We start from the raw sequence: 22,727 nt of genomic DNA, 5'->3' as shown, positions 1-22,727 counted from the left end.
AACGCGTAATAATTAAAGAGGATCTAATTATAAATCAATGAATTAAATTGATTGGTTCACGCCAAGAATAACGCTCGACTTCTTTTTAGCATCACACTTCATGACATTCGCAATATTTACTTATATAAAGCCGCTCGGGCTTGTCCAACACTTCGAATAGGTGTCGGCTGCGCGACACATATCCTTACCTGTTATATTCACTCTTACGTCTAAGTGAATAACTGGCCGACTGTTTTCATTGGAATGAACATTCTTACTCGACCATTGATTTCACAAAGAACCTCGAAACCATATTTTGCATAGAATGACTCCGCTTGTTCAGTTAAACAATCGACAACAATGGCATAAGCTCTCATGTGGGAGTTAATTTCCCAAAGATATTCGAGAGCTTTGATTAAACTAACTTTACCTAACCCACTTCCATGAAATTCTTTATGAACCGCAAGTTGAGCTAAAAGGAAAACAGGAATTGGATAGCGTGGTAATTTTTTAGCCATCGCTTGTGGCAACGTATCACGGCTAATCGAACTTGGCGCAATACTATAAAATGAACAAATTGGATATTTCTGATTTGGTAGTGGCACTGAAGCAGGCAAAACCATTGTACGGCTAATACCTGCTTGCATATGTTTAGCAGCTTGAGTTTGGATAAAATCATTTAACTCTTTTTCCCCACAGTCAAATGATGCTCTATCATGCTGTGATTTATCCAATTCTTTGAAAGTTTTGGAATAACTCACTTAAACTCACCACTTTTAGTAAATGCTGCAGCTTCAAGTAATGCGTTATTCGGAGCCTTAGCCTCGTCACAAGCAAGCATGAATTGGTCAAATACATTTGCTTCAACAGTGACGCTTTCATGCTCAGAAATTACCTGAGTTGAATTTTCGTCCATTAGACGAACAACATATTCAGTTAAGCTTTTTAAACCAAGTAAAGCTGAAGCTTTCTCAGCCTTAGCTTTGATTTCTTCATCCAAACGGATATCAAGTCTTGCAGTAGCCATAAAACCTCCAATCGTACGGAGTAATTCCGTAATTAACCTGAGTATAAGATTTAAACAACCAAAGCGCAACTTGTACGGAGATAATGCGGATTCAATTTTTAAGCTTTGTGAATATAACGCCTGCATAACACGTTTGCTACTATGCAGATTAAGCCTAAATTTACCACTTAATACGGCAAACCAAAAGAAACCTAGAATGCCGAATGTAGCAAATCGTGTTGATGCATTTGTTGAACGAAGCCGCTGCGCGGCAGAGTAAAACCAAAAGCGATTAAGCTACTTTTAATACTCCTTATAATGGAGTATTAATGATGAATAACGAACAACAACAACAACAACGTCCAGATTATCTTTATGAACAACATGTTACCCACCTAACCTTACAAGGTAAACGTCCAGCCACTATTGATGGTTATAGTCGTGCACTTTGTCGTATTACTCACCATTGAATAAATCGCCTGATATGTTAACCACTGATGATCTCAAGCGATACTTTGCTCAACTAATTAAAACCCATTCATGGAGCACCGTCAGAATTCATCGTAATGGATTACGAAAGTTATGGGTGTCCTATGTTTATTTTGGCGGGGATTTTTCGACCCAGATAAAAACGTAAAACAATAAGGATAATGGCATTAGCGCGTAATAATTAAAGAGGATCTAATTATAAATCAATGAATTAAATTGATTAGTTGACGCCAAGGATAACGTTCGCTTCTTTTCAGCACCACCCTTCATGATATTCGCAATATTTACTTATATAAGGTTGCTCGGTCTTGTCCAACACTTCGGATAGGTGTCAGCTGCGCGACACATATCCTTATCTGTTATACGAGCTTTTTCTGTATACTTGATAAGTACGCAAAATGCTTATATTCGGCTGGAATATTTTTCCCAACACTTAACTCACGATAACTAAATTTAACAGCACAAGCGCCTAAAGCCGCTACATTTAATCCCTGTATGTATGGTTGATAATTTACAGGTAAATAACTATTACCCAACATCATAGCATTACTTACACCAAACCACGGATCTGTAGCTACTGCTGTTAAAGAACGCTTAACTCTTTGAAAACCTGTCTCTTTCATAACCCGATTAAAATCATTTAAATCACGATGAAGTTTATTAATTGCTTTATTTTTACGCTTAGGTATATCTTGGCTTGTAATTACACTATCAACAATAGAATCCATTGCATCTCGTAATGCTAACAGCTCTGGCAATCTTTTATTCTTAAACTCAACTACTTCTGATAAAGGAACATCACCAGTTGGTACTTGAATAGCATTGTATAATTCAAACTCTAAGCACCCTTGTTTCTTAGCATATTGTTGAGGGACAATTAGATTACTAGTTGGCTGTGCAATGCTCCATTCCTGATTTTCAACTTTATTGTTTTCCTCGTAAGCTGCCATTTGTGTAGCTAATGGCAAAAAACCATTTTGATCACCTCGTAGCTCACGGAATCTAATTTCGGTTGACTTAGCGATACCTTCTTGAATTAAAAAATCAACATCTTGGCCGCCAGCAATATGAATCATATTATTTGTTGGGTAGTCGATTTTATCCCAAAAAAGTAGGTAATTCCTAAGATTTGTAGGTTCCACAGAACCATTCATTTGTAAACCATGACCATTATTCAAAATTGAATAATTTGGTGTAATAATTATACCACGTTCCATTTAACCTCCTTGCTCGTATAACGCCTGCATAACACGTTTGCTACGATACAGACTTAACTGAATTTTACCGCCTTAATCACTGAAACTAAAGGCAAACTGACAACGCCGAATGTAGCAAATCGTGTTGATGCATTTGTTGAACGAAGCCGCTGCGCGGCAGAGTAAAACCAAAAGCGATTAAGCTACCTTTAATACTCCTTACAATGGAGTATTAATGATGAATAACGAACAACAACAACGTTCAGATTATCTTTATGAACAACATGTTACCCACCTAACCTTACAAGGTAAACGTCCAGCCACTATTGATGGTTATAGTCGTGCACTTCGTCGCATTACTCACCATTTAGATAAATCACCTGATACGTTAACCACTGATGATCTCAAGCGATACTTGGCTCAACTGATTAAAACCCATTCATGGAGCACCGTCAGAATTGATCGTAATAGATTACGAAAGTTATGACTGTCCTATGTTTTCTTTTCCTTAGCCTAATATCCGTCATCTCGGAAGTGAGGCACGAACTATCCGTGATCGACTCAACGCGTGATCGAGCCTTAAAGACGCCAGTGAAACACGTTAAATTTCACGTAGAAACATAGAATCTATAACACTGAATAGTAGATTCTCTATTACTCATATTGACTGATACATTAACTACTGAGGATATCAAACGATACTTAGCTCAACGGATTACAACCATTTATAGAGTACCGTCAGAATTGATCAAAATGGATTACGAAAGTTATGGGTGTCCTATGTTTTTTTCACCCAGATAAAAACGTAAAATAATAAGGATAATGACATTAACGCGTAATAATTAAAGAGGGTCTAATTATAAATCAATGAATTAAATTGATTCACGTCAAGGATAACGCTCGCTTCTTTTCAGCACCACACTTTATGATATTTTCAATATTTACTTATATAAAGCCGATCGAGCTTGTCCAACACTTCGGATAGGTGTCGGCTGCACGACACATATCCTTATCTGTTAGGTTCATTTCATACGATAAATATAAACATCATCAATATAATGCCCATTTATTGTATTTTTTGAAAACCTAACTCCACCTAAACCATCAACTTGAATCATCATTCTTAATAGCTGAACAATTCCATGATCGAGACTTGATACGCCTATATCATTTAATGATATTTTTTCAAGTTTTCGACCTAATTTCTTATTCGCTTCCATTATTCGTTTATAATACGAACGCGGCCCTTCTTCAGATATTTTTTGAGATACAAATATTAATTTCCAGATTTCTTCTTCAGAAACATAGAACCAGAATGCGGATGATACATCAGCCCCCTGTTTATCCAATTCTCTAATTAACTGAGCACCCGACTTTATCATAGTGTCAGTAAGAGTTTCATTTACCAATAATTCTTTAACCATACCAACACACCTGAGTTATCATCTATAATTGCATCATAAAGGTCTTTCGCTTTAAACTCATCGATACCTGTATCATAGCGAGCTAATTCCGACCAATCTTTTGATACTGCCCAGTTAAGTTTAAACTCTTCATCCTCACCTTCTTTTTCTGTTAACCTTTGTTTCAAGCCGGCAAGACCTATTAAGTCTTTTAAACTATGAGTATGACACGCATTTGCTAACTTTTTATCAGGAAAATCGTTCTCTCTGACTTGTTTACAAATTGAAGCCTTCAAAGCAGCTTCTAATGCATAACCCGAAAGATAGTAAGCACCATGAAATGCACCACCATCAAGTAATAACCTAGCTTCCTCTAGCCTTAGATCAACTAGGTTTTCGAAATCTTGTTTATTCATACAAAATATCTGTCCATTTCTTCACTACTTTAAGATTATACAACAAAATAAAATTAAACTCTCGCTCAAGATATTGTGGGGCACACCAGAACATAACAGCTTATTATATTAACAACTTGCCCGAATTTGTTCTTTGAACCTGCGCCTGTATTTTATTCGTAATTATACAAAAAACATTATTACATTCGTTGCCCGATATAAGTCACAAAATTAGATATATTCCTTTTAGCTTTATTCCTAATACTAATTCGGGTATCCATTAACAGTATAAAAAGTGCAATATAGTTTATCTTTCTCTTATTTAAATAAAGAAACACATCTAGCAAAAATAATAACACTACAACATGCTGTAAGTAGATTCCCTATCTCGTTCGTAACCTCACTGTAGGGAATGACGGGGTGAGTTTTGCATTTACTATTGGAATTTTCAGTAAAACATTGGCAGCAAACATTGGACAGCCATATATTTTGTTCTTAAATCGAGTCCCTAAAAAATAAACCATTCCACCAGCAACAGCTTTTTTTACTGTGAAAATTACTGCTTATTTTTACATTCTTGGTTAAATCGATTCCATTTCTATATTTCAAGATCACCAAAAACCACAATATTAACCGTTATTGCGGTATTTTTATCTCATTCTAAGAAGCTATATTAATTAGGATTTAACTGATAACTCGCTGACTTTCCTTTGCACTTAAAAGCGCAAGATTATGGCTATTCTATGTTTTTTTCTTGATTTCTGATGGGTTAGCTTGCTTCAAAGACGTTGAGAAAACCGATGTGTTTCATCATACCATCGTCGCTGGAAACGGTGGCAATCAGGTACATCTACTTATCAATAATCGATGCTTGCGGTAATAGTTATAAAGTAGACAATTACAACCATGCCTTACTGATTAATTCATTAGTTAACCATTCGCACGCTTTACCATCGTTATCTTTATGCCAAGCAATGAATAAAGGCGGGTTAACTCTTGGCACTGTGCATTTTTTCTCAATCAAAATACCGTCATGTAGTTGCTGTTTAATTAAATGTCGAGGTAAAAAACCGACACCAAGCCCCATTGTCTGAGCCTCAATTTTAGCCTGCATGGTTTTAAAGCGGATTTGTTGTTTGCTTTTAAACAAACCCATGTCTCTGGTGGGCAGTAATACAGAAGAATCAGATACAATTAAAGAGGGATAAAGCAATAAATCACTGGCTTCGATAGGTCGTTCTATAAGGGCTAAGGGATGACTCTGGCTTACTACAAATAGAAAATCGACTCTACCAATCTCTTTTATTTGATACTCGCCTTTTGGTAAGTGATCTGAAACGCCAATGGCGATATCGGTACGATTACTATGCAGCGCATCCCACCCTCCACCAAGTGATTCTTCAGAAATGGTAATATTGGTATCATGTTCTAATTTATTGAACTCAAGAACAGACTCTAGTAATGGAGCTAGCGGGATAATGGTATCTCTTGAGATGATAATATTTCTTTCCCACCCAGAATCAAGTTGCTTTACTGCCGATTCTAATTTATCGGTAGCTATCAAAATTTCTCGTCCTTGATCTAAAATTAATCTGCCGGCTGAAGTTAACTGCGCTTTTTGTTTTGAACGATCAAACAAAACCACATTAAGGTCGTCTTCGAGCTTTTTAATGGTATAAGTGAGTGCAGAAGGGACTTTAAATAAGGATTTTGCTCCAGCGGCAAAGCTGCCTTTTCTATCAATGGCATCTAATGCTCTTAGTGAATCAAGAGTGATGGGTGATTGCATAACGATCCTCATTTTAAAGATATTAAGCCATAATATGACAGCATATAGCGAATTCAAGTTCACTTACCCTACCATGCCTATTTATATATTCAAAAAATTGAACTATAAGCTCAAATACTTCCAATTTTCTTTGAGAACCAATTATCTATAATCATTTAGCAACAGAGAGGAAAATCCTCTTATATTGAATTGGTAAGGAAATAAAATGAAACAGAAAATTGAGCAACTATTAACGTCAAATGCAGGCTTTAGCACGTTAGCACTTCGTATTCCTGTAGGTATTATATTTATGGCTCATGGTTCTCAAAAACTGTTTGCATGGTTTGGTGGTTATGGTTTAGCTGGAACCGGACAATTCTTTGAATCTATTGGACTAGCACCGGGTGTCGCTATGGCATTTTTAGCAGGCAGTGCTGAGTTTTTTGGTGGTCTATTTATTATTCTTGGTTTATTGACTCGACCATCCGCGCTGGTATTAGCCTTTACTATGTTGATTGCGATTGTAAGTGTTCATTTATCTAATGGGTTGTTTATCTCTAATGGTGGTTATGAATTTGGGTTAGCACTATTGGCGGCGTGTGTGTCTTTGATGTTATCTGGTGGCGGTAAAGTAGCTGTAGATAATTGGTTAGCAACTCGACTATCTGCACAAAAGTAATTTTTAGTCAATTTGGGTGGTAGAAAAAGAATAAGATGGTGTTTAAATGAAGAAAAGCGAATGAGCGTGATAGTGAAAATGTTCGTTGGTTAAATGCTAAGGATACCTTCTTCGTTGCTCATTTTGCTATTGAGCAACGATAGATTAGTTAATGTGATGAATCTATTTAATTTTCTCCACCCAGCGTGGGAATTCATTTAAGTAAATCATTGTCGCACCTGAGCCTTTGGTTGAAACATCGTATACTTTATTATCAACCACAACACGCATCTTGTGGGCATTTTTAATCAAGCTCATTACGTTTACATCAAGCTGTGAATCGCTAATAAAATCGTTATCAACAATTAGCGATACACCTTTGCCATCAACGTTATAAGTTAACCAACCTGTTGCTTCATCGGCTTCAAACGTGAGTATTTTTTGAGTACCCGTTAATTCCACATACGCCATTTTACCAACATAACCGCCAGAGCCTTGAGGGTATGATTGAGCAACAGTGTAATCACCAAAGGTTTTGACTGTCTTTAAATCCCAATCTTGATCATCACCGCAATTTGGCAGATTAATCACATGACGAAGCTTATCAGTTAATGACCAGATCCCACAGCGATCACCTTTAAAGTAAAGGTAATTATCTTTAATACCAATATCTTGCAGTTCATTATTGGGGAAATTGACGTCAGTGCAGTCGTTGCCGTTAAGCGCATAAAACGATGTACTACATCCAGCAGATCCACAATATATTGATGATGCATATTGAACCGCTAGGTATTGCTTACCGTCAATATTTAGAGGCCATTGGTACAACGATGGCTCAACCTTGGTTAAACCCTCTTTCATTGCCTGATGAGTTTCAGTAATAAAAGTATTCGCTGTCTTTTTAATTAAAGGGCAAAGATTATGCTCTTGCTTTAAATCAAGTTTAGTTGGGCTAACCCAAGTAATATTATCCGCAGCATTCGCACTCTCAATCGAGAATATAAATGTCGCGCAACAACATAATGTAAAAACTGTTTTCTTTTTCACTATTAGCCCTTAATCATTGCGATATTTAAGTTATCTCTTTCTTTTTTCTCTGTCATTTTAAGCGCCTTTCAACCTATATCAAAAACACATGACATTAAACGACAACAAACATCGCCATGCTTATTTTTTTGCAATACCTCATATTAATTAATCATAAGAAAAAACAAGCTAATAAACTACGGCTACGCTTCTATTTTTAGCTATTCTCAATGTCTATCACATTGCGCAAAACGTCCATATCATTGAAATATAAAGTCTAATCAACAATAACCATTGAAATATCATTGCAATAGTTTTAGGTTATAAAAAAGCCTTTATTTTCAACACTCCCCTGATGCGTTTGCATTCAATAACGCTCAATATTCTGAGCCACATCATCGGTCGAAAAAGGTTCAACAATTAACTAGGCCAAGATAATGAATACAGACAATTCCAATAATGCTCCTTTCGGTACTTTACTCGGTTATGCCGCGGGTGGTATCGCTATTTATTCTTCTGATTACAGCACCATAGATGAAGATGAATATGCTGATGACTCTGCAATGCGAAGCTACGTTCATGGTGAATACATGGGCTATAAATGGCAATGTGTTGAATTTGCGCGCCGTTTTTTATATGTCAACTATGGGTTAGTTTTTACAGATGTTGATATGGCATATGAAATTTTCTCACTCCGTTTTTTACGCCAAGTAGTTAACGATAAAATTTTACCTTTATATGCTTTTGAAAATGGTTCTCGCCAAAAACCTATTGTAGGATCATTATTAATTTGGCAAAAAGGTGGCGAATTTCAAGATACAGGCCACGTTGCGATTATTACTCATATTGAAGATGATAAAGTAATGATTGCTGAGCAGAATGTGACTTTTGCACCCTTACCATTAGGTCAACAATGGACGCGTGAACTCACATTACATATTAAAGATGGTTGTTACACCATTGAAGACACGTTTGATGATACTGAAATTTTAGGTTGGATGGCTTACAATGCCGATGTAACATATAGCTTGCCTCAGCCTTCTCCAGCACCTGAACTACTTAATATTCAATCGGCTCAGCGTCTCAATAACGGTCAGTTTGAAACTAACTGGCTAGATAACACCGATAGCCTTGAACATACATATTTACAAGTTAATGCTAACAAACTGCTTAATGATGATATTTATCGTTATTTTACCATTTCAGAAAGTGCTGAACACGAACTGGCTAAAGCAACTAACGAATTACATTTAATGTATTTACATGCAACAGATAAAGTACTGCAAGATGATAATTTATTAGCACTGTTTGATATTCCAGAAATTCTATGGCCACGGTTACGTTTATCATGGCAAAAACACCGCCATAGCATGCTAACAGGTCGTTTAGATTTCTGTATGGATGAAAAAGGCTTAAAAGTTTATGAATATAATGCTGACTCAGCCTCTTGTCATACAGAAGCTTGTTTGATTATTCAAAAATGGGCAGAACAAGGTGGTGATATTGCTGAAAATAGCCCAGCAGAAGATTTATTGAATGAACTTGCGAGTGTCTGGAAATACAGCCAAGAATATTCATTTGTCCATATAATGCAAGATGATGACGCAGAAGAAGATTATCACGCTTTATTTATGCAAAAAGCGCTGTCTCTCGCTGGCATTGAGAGCAAAATACTTAAAGGTCTGGATGGCATTCATTGGAACTCAACGGGTCAATTAATTGATGATAATGACCGTTTAATTGAATGTGTATGGAAAACATGGGCATGGGAAACAGCAATAGATCAAGTGCGTGAAGTCAGCAGCACTGAATATGCGGCAGTGCCGATTCATACGGGTTATCCTGATACTAAAGTACGTTTAATTGACGTGTTATTGCGCCCTGAAATCAAAGTATTTGAGCCACTATGGACGGTGATCCCAAGCAATAAAGCGATTCTGCCTGTACTGTGGTCTTTATTCCCGCATCATCATTACTTATTAGATACTGATTTTACAGTAACCGATGAGCTAAGCCGTACGGGTTATGCGATTAAACCGATTGCCGGACGTTGTGGCAGTAATATCGATTTAGTCAGCCATAATGAATCAGTATTAGATAAAACTGATGGTCAATTTAACGATCAAAAAAATATCTATCAACAATTATGGTGCTTACCTAAAGTCGCTAATAAGCATATTCAAGTCTGTACTTTTACTGTTGATGGTAATTACGGTGGTGTTTGTTTGCGTTCTGACAATTCATTGGTGATCAAAAAAGACAGTGATATAGAACCATTAATTGTATTAGAAGATAATGCGTTTCTAAAAAACCTATAGCAACTTCACGCTAACTATCTAAAAAGCCGTGTTAATGAACTTTATAATAAAAGATCATGACACGGCTTTGTTTTATCTGGCTATTTTACTATTTAGTTAAAAATCATAATTAACATTAACACCAAAGTTACGTCCAGGTTGACTGCGACGATCAATTCCATCTGTCGTTTGGTTCGTACCCGCCAAATCTTGATACTGCCAATATTCTTTATCTAATGCGTTAAACAGCCCCGCACGCACTGTCATGTCTTTTACTGGGCGGTAATACGTCGTTAAATCAACCACGGTGTAGCCAGCAACATTCAGATTACTTTTATCTTGCCAATTATCTTTTGCTGCAACCATCTTAACATCTAAGGCCGTTCCCCACGCTTCATTAGGGGCATCATAACCGACACCAATCACTGAGGTTAAGGGTGCAATCGTATCAAGTGTTTTACCTGTTTGTTTATCTTCACCATCAATGTATGCAACAGATACTTTTGCGTAAGTCCCCATTGGCGCATTAATAATTTCATCTAACCATACGTTCGCCGATAGTTCTGCACCGTAAATACGGGCTTTATCTATATTTTCATTGGTCATAATCTCGATATTATTAGAGTTTGTTGTCACTTTCTGAATAAAATTAGAGTAATCATTATAGTAAACAGATGCGGTTACATTACCGATACGATTTTCTGCACGTAATCCTAACTCATAAGAATTACTTTCTTCAGGTTTAAGATTAGGGTTTGATTTAATAATGTACCCGTGGGGAATGTTACTTTTATCGTAATACATTTCATACAGTGTTGGCGCTCTGAATCCTTGACTGTATTGAGCATAAGTACTGAAATTATCGTTCCAATGGTATACCGCACCTAAACGGGAAGTAAATGCCTCACTTTTATGATCTTCCAAACCAGAATTTGAATCAGGTTTAGCCTCAAATTCATCATAACGTGCGCCAGCTGTCACCACGGCTTTATCATTAAGCATGAAGATCTGATCTTGAATAAACACGCCACGTTTTTCAGATTTCGCCTTAGGCACTTCCGTCGGCCCTGGCTTTGAAGTGCCATTATCTACATTATAATCAATGTAATTTAAATCAAACTCATCATTGACAATCGTCGCACCGTAAGTCAGTTTGTGGCGTGATTGCGTCAACTCAATGGCTTTAGCAAACTGAATATCAAATTGCTTACTGGTATCTTCCCCTTCACGATAACGGTTACGATCACCAAACATATCGGTATGATCATAATTATCATGTTGGCTATGTTGTTGTTGCCAATTGACTTGCCATTTTAATGAATCAAACACGGCATTATTCGCTAGCCATTCATGCTCAAAACCAAATCGTTTACGATTATCCTCATCGACACCGCGCGTTTTAGTATAAGTAAACCCAGGCATAACGCTATAACCATCACGAGACAAAATATCACCATTAGCACTACGCGTATAATACTCACCCGTAAACCCAATACGGTTAGCGTTGTTTATCTGATAGAACACTTTGGCTAACACGTTGTGCGATTCAATATTCAACGAATCAGCTGACTTACGCGTTACCCCTTTGCTGTTATCATGAGTATCATAAGCATCGGTCTCATGGCCATTACGGTAGGTGTAGATGATCATTGTCTCTAAATCACCTATTTGCTTAGCCGCTTCAACACCTAGCTTATATTGATCATCTGCACTTGCGTAACCACTCTTTAAACCGACATGTGATGATTCACCGTTTAATAAGTCTTCAGGATTTTTAGTGCGCATGATCACAGTGCCGCCCAAAGCATCACTGCCATAAAGGGTTGATGTCGGTCCTTTATTCACTTCAATTGCTTTGAGCGTATCAATCTCATAGTTATTGCTATTCTTACGCATTGCATCAGCACCAGGATTATAAGATGCTGGCTGTTCAACCCCATCAACTAACACTTTAACGCGACTGCCTTTCATGCCTCGAATGGTAATATCTTCCATACCAAATCGACCATTACCATTAACCGACACTCCGGGTTCATATTTCAATGCTTGCTTTACATCTGTGGCTAAATTTTTATTCATTTGTTCAGCGGTAATTTTAGCCACAGAAGCGGGTATGTTTTTTATCGACTCTTCCGTTCGAGTACCTGAAACAACAATTTCATCAAATTGAGAAACGCTATCTTGCGCAAAAAGTGATGGTGAAGAAAATGCCATAACGAGTGAGCTGGCAATAAGTGTCAGTTGCTTATTCATAATTCCCTGCTTTAACAAAAATCCAACAATAAGGTTCGACGACGATTATACATATACGAATGAGAATTACTATCATTATCATGTGTATTTATTTACTCCCGATCTCATTATTATTTTTTATAAATAAGCCGCTGTTTAGGTAGATAAAAAACACGTTAAACGCTGGTATAATAATCAATAATTCCCTTAACCAATAAAAAAAAGTCCATTACGTTTAATGTGCTTGCATGTACTTGTTTTGATTGTTAGTATGCGCGCTCGTTTTACGATGCTAAGTAAGGTCGCATTACTTAGTAACTTTATTAAATCAAAGAGTATTGATTATGAAATTTAATGCAATTGTACGTACAGACCTTGGTAAAGGTGCGAGCCGCCGCCTTCGTCTTACTGAGCACTTCCCAGCAATCGTTTACGGTGGCGAAGCTGCACCAGTAGCTATCGCTCTTAAGCACAGTGATGTTATCAACCAAATGGATAAGCCTGAGTTCTACGAAGGTTTTGTTCTTGTTATCGATGGCCAGGAAGTTAAGGTTAAGCCTCAAGACATCCAACGTCACGTGTACAAGCCAAAGGTTGAGCACATGGACTTTAAACGCATCTAATTGCGGGTTCATAAAACTCTTCAAAAAAGCACTCTTCGGAGTGCTTTTTTTATGACTACGATTTATGAATATCGTCAAAAATTCAGTTGTTCCATGTCATTCTACTCTTTGTTATTACCCTCTCCTTTATTGAGCATAAATCATGCTCCCTTCGCGGTATTTAAATCGAATAAATACACTGAGTAATGTTACTAATGCTTCTTTATTGTGTTTGTTATAAATATTAATTGTTATTTTGTCATGTTGATTTTTGGTCACTAATTCTGCTAAGGTTATTAATATTGTCACGGTAGATAATTATTTATCACTTAAATGCATTTATTTATCTATAAAATAATAAATGTATTAACTGGAGGGAACCATGGATTTTTTCGTACCATTAGCTAAGAATATTGATCAAGCACAATCGGTTTATTCATCGATTGCAGAACATGTATCAGCCCCAACACCGACGACTAATAAACGTATTCAAAAATTAGTTTGGACCCATGAAGGCGTTGAATGTATAGGTGAGATAGGGAAATTACCACCTGAAATTTTTTGCGCTAAGGATGAAATTTTAGCTATTTTTGAATGTGATAATGTTTATAAAATTTGTACTCAAAATCGTGGTGTCATTAATTTTGACCCTATTTTAGCAAGTACTGATACAGTAAAACATGTCACTTACTTTGACTAACCGTCTTTGTTTTAAATCGAAGCGCGCTCAATATAGCGCGTTTTCATTGTTCCATTAAAACAAACCTAACTGTGGCGCGGTTATATTATCAAACGATTTTCCAATAAAAAGAAGGATACCATCAGCTACGGGTTTTAATTGTTTTTCTAAATAATGATTATAATCAATAGCACTTTGACGATATTCTACGGGTTCAGCGCCTGAAGTTGTAAACACATATTCTATTGCCCCTTTTTGTTGATATTGCAACGGACGTCCTAGCTTAGCATTCATTTCATCTGCCAACCTTGCCGCTCGCACTTGGGGCGGAATATTTTTCTGATAATCCTCTAAATTACGGCGTAAACGCTTACGATAAACTAATTGATCATCAAACTCCCCTGCTAAAGTTCGATTGGTATAATCACGTACGTAATCATCAACAGCCTGATCATGAAATACCATAGAATATAATGTTTGTTGAAAATGTTGAGCTAACGGTGTCCAATCAGTTCGTACTGTTTCTAAACCTTTAAAGACCATTTGTTCAGCATCACCACGCCACACTAATCCCGCATAACGCTTTTTACTGCCGGTTTCTTGTCCACGAATGGTTGGCATTAGAAATTTATGGTAGTGAATTTCATATTCAATTTCTAATGCAGACACTAAACCATAGTGTTGTTGTAAGTGTTGTTGCCACCATTGGTTGATATGCTCAACTAATGTATTTCCAATATGATTTGCATCTTGCTGAGAGTGAGCACTTTTAAGCGATACAAAAGTCGAATCTGTATCACCATAAATCACTTCATAACCTTTTGCTTCAATCAACTCACGAGTGAACTTCATAATTTCATGACCACGCATAGTAATTGACGATGCTAAACGGTGATCAAAAAAACGGCAGCCAGATGATCCTAATACACCATAAAACGAGTTCATAATGATCTTAATCGCTTGTGAAAAAGCTTTATCTCCCTCACGTTTAGCCCGATCACGGGCAGCCCATAATGATTCAATCATTTCAGGTAAAAAGTGACGCGTTCGATGAAACTGACCACCACGAAAACCAGCAATAGCTTGGTGTTCAGCTTTACCCTCTTCTAACAATAAACCTTCCACCAAGCCCATTGGATCGATCCTAAATGATCGAATAATAGAGGGATACAGCGACTTAAAATCTAAGACTAACACTGAATCGTATAATCCAGGCTTAGAATCCATCACATAACCACCAGGGCTGGCGATCCAATTTTCACTTTCAAGATTAGGGGCTATATAACCTGCGCGGTGTAATTGCGGCATATAAAGATTAGTAAATGCCGCAACTGAACCCCCAATACGATCAAGCTCCACCCCCGTAAGACGACTTCGCTCTATCGCAAACGCTAACAAATGTGTTTGTTTAAAGATTCGCGTAACTAACTTACAATCTTGCAGGTTATATTTAGCCAATGAACACTTATCGTGCTTAAACATATGATTAATTTCAGCCATACGATCATGCACATTATGAATCGCTTTACCTTCACCTAATAGTTCTTGCGAAACTGCTTCTAACGACCACGATCGAAAATTATAAGACGCCGTTTTTAAGGTATCAATACCATCCATGACAACTCGACCAGGAACACTGATAAAACCTTGATTGGCATTTTGAGTAGAATGTCGATAATGCGGAGTTTGTTTACCACGACCGATACGAAGACTAATTTTATTCCACTCTGCACGATGCAACAGTAATCGGAAATCAAAATCAATCACGTTCCAACCAATAATGATGTCCGGATCATGCTCAATAAACCATGCTTCTAACGCCAACAATAATGCTTTTTCGTCAGCCACCCATTCAATATTAAGTTCAGCATTAGCATCATAATCAGCGGGACGCTCTCCGACCATAATAACGCGACTGTCCATCTGGCTATGAAAACCAATCGAGTATAAAACCCCTTTTTCTGAACACTCAATATCTAGAGATACCAAGGTCAGATTTGGAATATAGTCAGCGGCTTTGGCTTTGGTAAACAATATATCTTGATAACCATTACGCTGTTTTACCTCCCCAGAAAAAACTAGCCCACCACGAATAAAACGTTCCATCAAAAAGCGATCAGCCAATCGAATATCTGCTTCAAATGCCTGAATCCCTTCAGCCTGTAAACTTTTACTAATGGCGTAATTGTCACGAATAGTATCGCTATAACAACCAACGATATTCTGATGCTGAAATGTTTTGAGCGTTAACGGTTTCCACTGCACTTGAATATTAGTCGCTCGAATAATATCCATGGCTTGTTGCTGCTGATCTGCACAAATAAAGAGCACAGGTTTATCGCCAACAATCGATAATCGACAAGGACCCGTGGCGGTTTTTACCCACAGAACAATTTCCGTTTGTCCTTTTATATCTCGACTTTGACGAGTTAATACAAACCCGGTTGAATTTGACTGCAAAGAAACCTCAATCTGATCTTAATAGGGTAAAATAAGTGTTAGCCAATTTTTCGTTCAATATTATTAAACTCATTCACGATCCATGCACCAAATTGCGACAACATAAAAATAGACGCTTTCTTTGGTACTTGTGGGCCATTAATTAACACAAATAATCGTTCAATCTCTGTTGCTTTATCTGGGTAATGCGTCAGAAAAAAATCGGCACATTGTTGATCAGTATATGCCCAATCATCAACGTAAATAGCCACCAGCATAAAGCAACTTCTTAACATTTTCTTACCCGCGCACCGACAATAATATTGATATTCGCTAATACTTTTAGTGCGCCTAATCTGTTGTTCTATCGCCACTAAAGCGATTGCAATATCGTAATTGAACGCTTTTGCTATTTCCCAACAAGGTTCAAAATCACCAAATTGTTCACTGAGGTTAGTACCATATAAACACACACTACAATGTTTTAGCCAAAAGCCCCATTTAAAGATGGCAGCAATAGACAGTACATCATCAAGCAGTACCCATGTAATATCAATCGCTGAAATCACAGGATAATCACGGCGTAACGTCTGTGACACACTGGCTATTCGACGTTGATCTTCCACTGTTAATGGCGACGTGATCACCACGGTCAAATTCAAATCGGAAATACCGCGCGTTGCCTGCCGATAAGCAATACTGCCATTAAGATAAATACTGTGTAATACCGTCACTTGAGATTGTAAATCTGTAACAGCAGCCATAAGCAATGGCATGAAATCTAATTGAAAAGCGGTTTGACTATCCAACTGAGGTAAAAACTTAGCCACAAAACATACTCATTACACAACTAACACATATTAATGACGTTTTATTATCAATCTAAGTCATTAACTTACCGAAAAATCCTAATATTACCCAACAATGATTACTCAACCATATCGACATCAAATAGAATAATTATCCATACAATTAACGATTATCGCTAAATATCGCATATTCCAAGGGTTTCGGTATAATAACACCACTAAACACAGATAGAGATCAATCAGTATCATGGAAACAAAAAACCTTATTTCATACGATGATGTTATTGACGTTGCATACGATATTTTTCTAGAAATGGCAGCAGATAACTTAGAGTCTGCAGACGTATTGCTTTTCACTCTACAATTTGACGAGCGTGGCGCAGCGGAAGTTGTTGAAACCCGTGATGATTGGGAAGAACATTTAGCGTGTGAAATCGATAAAGATCTTTACGCAGAAGTCTGTGTAGGTCTAGTTAACGAAGAAAATAACGAACTTGATGATGTTTTCGCGCGTTTACTGATCAGCCGTGATCCTGAAAACAAAGGCTGTCACATTTTATGGAAGCGTGACTAAGTCAATCGCTACCCCATAAAAAAGGCGCGGGATATAACTTTCAACTAGACATTAACTAGTAAGAAAATCGTATTCCGCGCCTTTTGTCTTTCTAATCACTATTACTAATTTGCAATTCGCTAACCAATAATCTTACGTACAAATATCATTAACGAGCAAGAATCGTCGTATCTTGTTTACTGTAACGGATCCACCATAAGCTCATTATGACAATAATCGACATTACAGTCATCACTGCACCTAAGCTAAATTGGCTTTGAGCATTCATAAATGATGCCGCTAATGTTGCAGAACCAGCGCCTACATTTTGCAAACCACCAAGCACAGCGCCAGCGGTTCCTGCATGATTAGGAAAGGGTTGCACTGCCGCAGTCGTTGCAACAGGACATAGCATACCAGTACCTACAAAATACAAGAACGCACCGCCAATCAAACTCTTAATCGTAATTAAACCCGCAAAGCCAGGAATAATAATTGTCACTGCACCCAGCACAAGTGCAATCATGCCGATAACCAATACCCGATCAACACCAAGACGTCGTACTAATCGACCAGATAACCAAGCGCCACCTAAATAACCAGGCAAAGGTAAAATAAACAACCAACTAACAGTGATAGGATCTAATTTCAGCACACTACCAAGTAAGACACCCGCCGATGCTTCAAATACAGCAATACCCGCAAATGTTGCGATAAGACAAATAACATAGCCTTGAAAACGACGATTACTTAATACATATCGGTAACTTACCCATACACGTTCAACATGACGCTTCTCTGGAGGTAATGTTTCACTAAAATATCGCATCATGGCAAGCGTCACTACAGCACCAAATACTAATAGAAACGCATACACCGACTCCCAACCAAAATGCTTAGAAAGATAACCCCCTAAAACGGGTGCAATCAGTGGTGATAAAATAACACCCATACTAATTAAACTATTAGCTTGGTGTAAATCATCTCCATCATAACTATCACGAGGTACTGTACGACACATCGCACCACTACAACCTGTACCACAACCTTGAATAAAGGTAGCAAACAAGAACCAATGGAAATTTGATGATAATAAGGTGCCGATGGTACCAATAAGGAAAATCACCATTCCCGCAATGATTACAGGTCGACGACCTATACGATCAGACAATGGACCATAAATAAACTGTGATAATCCATACGGAATAAGGTATACAGCCATTACCGCTTGTAAATATGCGGATTTAACAGAAAAAAATGTTGCCATATCAGGTATCGCTGGCACATACATTGTTTGTGTCATTTGCCCTACAGCAACTAGAACAATTATTAGTATTAATAATTTACTTGTATTACTAGCCGAAGATTGCTTAATCACAACCGTCACCCTCAAAAAGATTAATATTGTTAGTTAATTAATTATTAATAATCAACATATTAAATAAGAAAAAAAATATAGAATAGTGTATCACTGCTATTGAAGACGAACGTGTTCGTTTAAATAGTATCTATGCCTGTAAAATAAGCGCAAATAGTAGTCTTCTGATTAATAACTAACAAGTGAATCTTGTTCATAATGCACGATAGTTTATTATGGTCTGCATTAGAAAAACTAATCCAAAGTAAAGATACGCATTAGGGGCGTTTTTTAGCCCAAAAAAGCCCCGTAATATTTCAATTAGACAAAGAATATTACGAGGCTCTATGGTTTTATCAATATTAGTCAAACTTTAAGCGATGCTTACCATGTGAAGCTTTCACTTTTAAATAATTTTCATTGCCATCTTTAACATGTGCTTTCGTACCAACAACTTCAACGATATTGATACCATGTTCTTCTAAGTCACGAATCTTTTTAGGATTATTCGTCACGAGGCGTACTTCATTAATCCCTAAAGCTCTTAACATGTTGGCTGCTTCAGAAAATTCACGTAAATCATCATCAAAACCCAGATGATTATTCGCCTCATAGGTATTCATACCTTGAGTCTGTAATTCATAGGCATCGATTTTATTATATAAACCAATGCCACGCCCTTCTTGGCGTAAGTAAAGAATGATACCGCCAACTTTACCCATTTTTTCGATAGTTTCATCAAGTTGTTCGCCACAATCACAACGCGAAGAATGAAACACATCGCCCGTTAAACATTCAGAATGCATACGAACCAAAGGGACTAGCGTTTTATCTGCGTCTTGAAAAATAATGGCAACATGCTCTTTACCTGAATCAAGACCGTTGAATGAAAGCAATTCAGCTGGGATATTGCTGTTAAGACCTACTTTAAAAGGCACTCTTGCCCTAACATTTACCATATTCTTCCTAAGCATTTCTTTACACCCCTGCCATAGAGGGGTATTTGATTATGATTAAATAATACCGAAATTAGGGTACTAACAACAACTATATCCAAAATCAATCAGGATCATTAATCCACATTTATTTTGAATGCGTTACATTACCACTTAGTGCCACAAATTTAAATGTTATATTATAACGTTTAATGACAATAGATAATATTAGCGATAAAATGACAAAATAAATACACCTTTAACGCTGTATTGATCTTACATACTATCGGCTAACGTAATAAGTCGCTCAAAAATATATTCACCATCAACACGTAAGCCATTATGCTCATATTGATTTGTTTGCCATGATTGCGCATTTGCTAATAAGGCTAAGGTTTCACAACTATAGCGATATTCAACATACATATCTTCAACATACACCGCAGCGGCAATCGGTACAGTATTTTTAGCCAATTGCTGTTCACAATATAATAGTGGCCAGTCTTCTTTTGCTGCTAATAAATGTGCCGCTTCGCGTAATGGTTGCAGACATGTCATTTGATCAAACATCCACGGATAAACCATTTCACCCGTAAAACACAAATCACTGCCTTTTTGATAATGGTATTGAGGATATTGCTGACGTACTCGCTCAGCGGCCCAGTCAGATGCTTGTTGCTGGCAATAAATAGCCTCATGCAAAATCGCATAAATAGGATTAGTTTGGTAACTCTGTTGGTTCAGCATGGTATTAAGAAAAGTATAGCTCAAGACTTGCTGCCCTTCGACTTCTACAAATGCGCTTTCTAACGCATAGTACATCGCCAAATCCCCTCCCGTACCGCCGAGTGTTATGCCCCATGTTTGAAATTGTTCAACCGTAAATAATTGCTCATTCGGTAAATAGACCTTATTGTTTATAATGTACTCAGCAATAGCGTTGCACTGTTGTTGTGCACCAGCAAAACGTTTAAAAAAGGCCTTATTTTTATCTGCTACTCTTTTATAGGTTGCTTGATACACCTCATCAGCTGTTGCGGTGAGCGATGGTATTCCGCCCGTCATAAATACACGCGACAAACTATGCGGATAAAAAGACAAATAATGCAATGCGCAGAAACCACCAAAACTTTGTCCAAGCAATGCCCATTGATCAATACCTAAATGTTGACGTAATTGTTCCGCATCTCGAACAATATTGTCAGCACGAAAATGCGTTAAATATTCAGCTTGTTGTTGCGGTGATTTTGCCGCTAATGTTTGATGAGAAATCGCACTACTCGCACCAGTACCACGTTGATCAAGTAATAATACCCGATAGTATTTTAACGCGACTCTTAACCAACCACTGTTTGCTTCTGGTCGTGGAGCAGCAAACCCTGGACCACCTTGTAAATAAACCAACCAAGGTGATTCTTTATTAATGTTGGATTTATGTACAACCTCTCGTGCAAAAATAGTTAATGAACCCTCGGTTATTTGTTCATAATTTAAAGGTACATTCATATTTATATTTCGAAAGCAAAGTTCATCATTCTGAATAAAGTCTTGCAATGGTATTATCTCCCTTAACAATAAAAACGATTATCATTTAGCATTGTACAAATAATAATACATTTAACTCTAATATTATTTTTATTTTTTTGATGATTTAATTTTCAAAATAAAAAACACTTTAATATTAACAGTTTACAATATTACTGTTTTTTATTTAATAACCACAAATATTAATAAGAATAATTATCAGTTAATGATTTCATATTTGAAATCTTTCTTTCAAAATTTAAGTAATATTATTTATAAAAAAAAGCGTATATTTACTCCATTAACAAATATAGGTATTAAAATCTATTTTGTTGCTATAAATGATAAATTATTATAATAATCGTTATAGCGGGAGATGATGTTCCTCCTTTAACCGCCTTATTGAATTTCTTTAAGGATAATGACGTCTGACAACATTCGGCTTTTAATAGTTGAGGTCCGTGTTATTTTCTATTGAATATCTAACGATAGATGTTCATTTTCAAACACGTCGCGTTGTTTACGTATCCGTCCTCTTCTTATTACCTGCACGATAACGAATTATCAATTCTACACTGCTCACTGTAATAGATTAATACCTAAAATATGTATTATTTTATTACTTATAAAGCGGTGTCTATGAGGCAGAGCAATGCAATACTCAAGTGAAGTTCAAAACATGTGTCCTATCTCTCGTGGTCCACAACACGAGTCAGCGCCAATTCCAGTAGAAGGTCGCTGGGTTAGCCCTAAAGATGTTATTGCTATTTCTGGCTTAAGCCATGGTGTTGGTACTTGTGCTCCTCAACAAGGTGCTGCAAAACTAACACTTAACGTTAAAAACGGCATCATTGAAGAAGCTCTAATCGAGACTATCGGTTGTTCTGGTATGACTCACTCTGCTGCTATGGCTTCAGAAATTCTTACTGGTAAAACTATTCTTGAAGCATTAAACACTGACCTTGTTTGTGATGCTATCAACGTTGCAATGCGTGAAATCTTCCTTCAATTTGTTTACGGTCGTACTCAAACTGCATTCTCTTTAGACGGTTTACCAATCGGTGCTGGTCTTGAAGATCTAGGTAAAGGCTTACGTAGCCAAGTAGGTACACACTACGGTACTCTTGCTAAAGGCCCTCGTTACATGGAGATGGCTGAAGGTTACGTAACTAAAATTGCACTAGATGATAACGAAGAAATCATTGGCTACCGTTTTGTAAACGTAGGTAAGATGATGGAATCTATCGGTAAAGGCGTTCCTGCTGCAGAAGCAATGGAACAAGCTACGGGTCAATACGGTCGCTTTGATGAAGCAGTTCGTACTATCGATCCTCGTCACGAGTAATCATAGACCTATATCACACAAGTAAATGACGCATT

General features: G+C 37.1%; 20 protein-coding genes, 3 pseudogenes and 1 riboswitch. Of the genes and pseudogenes, 9 read left to right on the top strand and 14 right to left on the bottom strand.

Annotated features, from left to right (window positions below; all coding sequences use genetic code 11):
• Positions 1-209: 209 nt before the first annotated feature.
• Positions 210-740 carry a GNAT family N-acetyltransferase gene (locus tag GLP24_RS04365; protein ID WP_012551863.1) on the bottom strand — a complete coding sequence of 177 codons (531 nt, stop codon included), beginning with the start codon at positions 738-740 and terminating at the stop codon, positions 210-212.
• Complete coding sequence (locus tag GLP24_RS04360; protein WP_232575517.1) at positions 737-1,006, bottom strand: type II toxin-antitoxin system TacA family antitoxin; 270 nt, start codon at positions 1,004-1,006, stop codon at positions 737-739. The genes GLP24_RS04365 and GLP24_RS04360 overlap by 4 nt, the downstream gene beginning before the upstream one ends.
• A gap of 311 nt (positions 1,007-1,317) precedes the next feature.
• Here GLP24_RS04360 and GLP24_RS04355 point away from each other — a divergent pair.
• A pseudogene (locus GLP24_RS04355) lies at positions 1,318-1,562 on the top strand (phage integrase N-terminal SAM-like domain-containing protein); the annotation flags it as partial.
• A 271-nt stretch (positions 1,563-1,833) separates the two neighbouring features.
• Here GLP24_RS04355 and GLP24_RS04350 read toward each other — a convergent pair.
• Positions 1,834-2,691 (bottom strand): DUF6236 family protein, encoded by an 858-nt coding sequence (locus GLP24_RS04350; RefSeq protein WP_232615577.1) that lies wholly within the window; start codon positions 2,689-2,691, stop codon positions 1,834-1,836.
• Between the two features lie 217 nt (positions 2,692-2,908).
• On the opposite strand from GLP24_RS04350, the pseudogene GLP24_RS04345 reads away from it, so the two are divergent.
• Positions 2,909-3,148: pseudogene (locus GLP24_RS04345) on the top strand (phage integrase N-terminal SAM-like domain-containing protein); the annotation flags it as partial.
• Between the two features lie 544 nt (positions 3,149-3,692).
• On the opposite strand, the gene GLP24_RS04340 reads toward GLP24_RS04345, so the two are convergent.
• Both GLP24_RS04340 and GLP24_RS04335 read right to left on the bottom strand, forming a co-directional pair.
• Positions 3,693-4,094, bottom strand: coding sequence for a hypothetical protein (locus tag GLP24_RS04340; protein ID WP_232615576.1), 402 nt, complete (start codon positions 4,092-4,094; stop codon positions 3,693-3,695).
• Positions 4,073-4,489, bottom strand: a complete 417-nt coding sequence (locus tag GLP24_RS04335) for a hypothetical protein (protein ID WP_232615575.1) — start codon at positions 4,487-4,489, stop codon at positions 4,073-4,075. The genes GLP24_RS04340 and GLP24_RS04335 overlap by 22 nt, the downstream gene beginning before the upstream one ends.
• 733 nt (positions 4,490-5,222) lie before the next feature.
• Between GLP24_RS04335 and GLP24_RS04330 the strand changes: the two are divergent.
• Positions 5,223-5,321 (top strand): annotated as a pseudogene (locus tag GLP24_RS04330) (IS1595 family transposase); the annotation flags it as partial.
• Positions 5,322-5,366: 45 nt separating this feature from the next.
• On the opposite strand, the gene GLP24_RS04325 reads toward GLP24_RS04330, so the two are convergent.
• Positions 5,367-6,257, bottom strand: coding sequence for a LysR family transcriptional regulator (locus tag GLP24_RS04325; protein WP_152652601.1), 891 nt, complete (start codon positions 6,255-6,257; stop codon positions 5,367-5,369).
• A 205-nt stretch (positions 6,258-6,462) separates the two neighbouring features.
• Here GLP24_RS04325 and GLP24_RS04320 point away from each other — a divergent pair, with 205 nt between their 5' ends.
• A complete protein-coding gene (locus GLP24_RS04320; protein ID WP_232615574.1) occupies positions 6,463-6,915 on the top strand; it encodes a DoxX family protein in 453 nt (150 codons plus the stop codon).
• Positions 6,916-7,077: 162 nt separating this feature from the next.
• Here GLP24_RS04320 and GLP24_RS04315 read toward each other — a convergent pair whose 3' ends face one another.
• On the bottom strand, positions 7,078-7,941 hold the full coding sequence (locus tag GLP24_RS04315) for a hypothetical protein (protein WP_232615573.1): 864 nt from the start codon (positions 7,939-7,941) through the stop codon (positions 7,078-7,080).
• 416 nt (positions 7,942-8,357) lie between these two features.
• On the opposite strand from GLP24_RS04315, the gene gss reads away from it, so the two are divergent.
• Entirely contained in the window at positions 8,358-10,238 is a 1,881-nt protein-coding gene (gene gss / locus GLP24_RS04310) for a bifunctional glutathionylspermidine amidase/synthase (RefSeq protein ID WP_232615572.1), read from the top strand.
• Positions 10,239-10,334: 96 nt separating this feature from the next.
• On the opposite strand, the gene GLP24_RS04305 is transcribed toward gss, so the two are convergent.
• On the bottom strand, positions 10,335-12,470 hold the full coding sequence (locus tag GLP24_RS04305) for a TonB-dependent hemoglobin/transferrin/lactoferrin family receptor (RefSeq protein WP_232615571.1): 2,136 nt from the start codon (positions 12,468-12,470) through the stop codon (positions 10,335-10,337).
• A 323-nt stretch (positions 12,471-12,793) separates the two neighbouring features.
• Here GLP24_RS04305 and rplY point away from each other — a divergent pair, with 323 nt between their 5' ends.
• Complete coding sequence (gene rplY, locus GLP24_RS04300; RefSeq protein ID WP_045040311.1) at positions 12,794-13,072, top strand: 50S ribosomal protein L25; 279 nt, start codon at positions 12,794-12,796, stop codon at positions 13,070-13,072.
• Positions 13,073-13,198: 126 nt separating this feature from the next.
• On the opposite strand, the gene GLP24_RS19825 is transcribed toward rplY, so the two are convergent.
• Complete coding sequence (locus GLP24_RS19825; RefSeq protein ID WP_269154954.1) at positions 13,199-13,330, bottom strand: hypothetical protein; 132 nt, start codon at positions 13,328-13,330, stop codon at positions 13,199-13,201.
• 103 nt (positions 13,331-13,433) lie between these two features.
• Here GLP24_RS19825 and GLP24_RS04295 point away from each other — a divergent pair, with 103 nt between their 5' ends.
• Positions 13,434-13,751, top strand: coding sequence for a hypothetical protein (locus tag GLP24_RS04295; protein ID WP_152652596.1), 318 nt, complete (start codon positions 13,434-13,436; stop codon positions 13,749-13,751).
• Positions 13,752-13,805: 54 nt separating this feature from the next.
• Here GLP24_RS04295 and GLP24_RS04290 read toward each other — a convergent pair whose 3' ends face one another.
• Positions 13,806-16,190, bottom strand: a complete 2,385-nt coding sequence (locus GLP24_RS04290; protein ID WP_232615570.1) for a DNA polymerase II — start codon at positions 16,188-16,190, stop codon at positions 13,806-13,808.
• A 38-nt stretch (positions 16,191-16,228) separates the two neighbouring features.
• A complete protein-coding gene (locus tag GLP24_RS04285; protein ID WP_232602499.1) occupies positions 16,229-16,999 on the bottom strand; it encodes a nucleotidyltransferase domain-containing protein in 771 nt (256 codons plus the stop codon).
• Between the two features lie 226 nt (positions 17,000-17,225).
• On the opposite strand from GLP24_RS04285, the gene GLP24_RS04280 reads away from it, so the two are divergent.
• Positions 17,226-17,552 (top strand): HI1450 family dsDNA-mimic protein, encoded by a 327-nt coding sequence (locus GLP24_RS04280; RefSeq protein WP_101768434.1) that lies wholly within the window; start codon positions 17,226-17,228, stop codon positions 17,550-17,552.
• A 148-nt stretch (positions 17,553-17,700) separates the two neighbouring features.
• Here GLP24_RS04280 and emrD read toward each other — a convergent pair whose 3' ends face one another.
• From emrD to GLP24_RS04265, 3 genes are all read right to left on the bottom strand, one after another.
• Complete coding sequence (gene emrD / locus GLP24_RS04275; protein WP_101768435.1) at positions 17,701-18,909, bottom strand: multidrug efflux MFS transporter EmrD; 1,209 nt, start codon at positions 18,907-18,909, stop codon at positions 17,701-17,703.
• A 341-nt stretch (positions 18,910-19,250) separates the two neighbouring features.
• Positions 19,251-19,847, bottom strand: a complete 597-nt coding sequence (locus tag GLP24_RS04270; protein ID WP_193435461.1) for a GTP cyclohydrolase II — start codon at positions 19,845-19,847, stop codon at positions 19,251-19,253.
• Between the two features lie 252 nt (positions 19,848-20,099).
• Positions 20,100-21,329, bottom strand: a complete 1,230-nt coding sequence (locus tag GLP24_RS04265) for an alpha/beta fold hydrolase (protein ID WP_232615640.1) — start codon at positions 21,327-21,329, stop codon at positions 20,100-20,102.
• 381 nt (positions 21,330-21,710) lie between these two features.
• A riboswitch (Fluoride riboswitch) is annotated at positions 21,711-21,785 on the top strand.
• 214 nt (positions 21,786-21,999) lie between these two features.
• Here GLP24_RS04265 and GLP24_RS04260 point away from each other — a divergent pair.
• Positions 22,000-22,692 carry an iron-sulfur cluster assembly scaffold protein gene (locus GLP24_RS04260; RefSeq protein ID WP_101768437.1) on the top strand — a complete coding sequence of 231 codons (693 nt, stop codon included), beginning with the start codon at positions 22,000-22,002 and terminating at the stop codon, positions 22,690-22,692.
• Positions 22,693-22,727 lie beyond the last annotated feature (35 nt).

This window comes from Photobacterium carnosum (genome assembly GCF_021236965.1).
Classification (GTDB): Bacteria; Pseudomonadota; Gammaproteobacteria; order Enterobacterales; family Vibrionaceae; genus Photobacterium; species Photobacterium carnosum.
Note: the sequence above shows the minus strand (reverse complement) of the source record. Positions and strands in the feature narration are given on the sequence as shown.

Excerpts from the sequence above, each read along its gene's own strand:
- GLP24_RS04350 (WP_232615577.1), bottom strand. The coding sequence starts at position 2,691 with ATGGAACGTGGTATAATTATTACACCAAATTATTCAATTTTGAATAAT.
- GLP24_RS04340 (WP_232615576.1), bottom strand. The coding sequence starts at position 4,094 with ATGGTTAAAGAATTATTGGTAAATGAAACTCTTACTGACACTATGATA.
- GLP24_RS04360 (WP_232575517.1), bottom strand. The coding sequence starts at position 1,006 with ATGGCTACTGCAAGACTTGATATCCGTTTGGATGAAGAAATCAAAGCT.
- GLP24_RS04260 (WP_101768437.1), top strand. The coding sequence starts at position 22,000 with ATGCAATACTCAAGTGAAGTTCAAAACATGTGTCCTATCTCTCGTGGT.
- GLP24_RS04325 (WP_152652601.1), bottom strand. The coding sequence starts at position 6,257 with ATGCAATCACCCATCACTCTTGATTCACTAAGAGCATTAGATGCCATT.
- rplY (WP_045040311.1), top strand. The coding sequence starts at position 12,794 with ATGAAATTTAATGCAATTGTACGTACAGACCTTGGTAAAGGTGCGAGC.
- gss (WP_232615572.1), top strand. The coding sequence starts at position 8,358 with ATGAATACAGACAATTCCAATAATGCTCCTTTCGGTACTTTACTCGGT.
- GLP24_RS04265 (WP_232615640.1), bottom strand. The coding sequence starts at position 21,329 with ATGAATGTACCTTTAAATTATGAACAAATAACCGAGGGTTCATTAACT.
- GLP24_RS04295 (WP_152652596.1), top strand. The coding sequence starts at position 13,434 with ATGGATTTTTTCGTACCATTAGCTAAGAATATTGATCAAGCACAATCG.
- GLP24_RS04270 (WP_193435461.1), bottom strand. The coding sequence starts at position 19,847 with ATGGTAAATGTTAGGGCAAGAGTGCCTTTTAAAGTAGGTCTTAACAGC.
- GLP24_RS04335 (WP_232615575.1), bottom strand. The coding sequence starts at position 4,489 with ATGAATAAACAAGATTTCGAAAACCTAGTTGATCTAAGGCTAGAGGAA.
- GLP24_RS04320 (WP_232615574.1), top strand. The coding sequence starts at position 6,463 with ATGAAACAGAAAATTGAGCAACTATTAACGTCAAATGCAGGCTTTAGC.
- GLP24_RS04305 (WP_232615571.1), bottom strand. The coding sequence starts at position 12,470 with ATGAATAAGCAACTGACACTTATTGCCAGCTCACTCGTTATGGCATTT.
- GLP24_RS04280 (WP_101768434.1), top strand. The coding sequence starts at position 17,226 with ATGGAAACAAAAAACCTTATTTCATACGATGATGTTATTGACGTTGCA.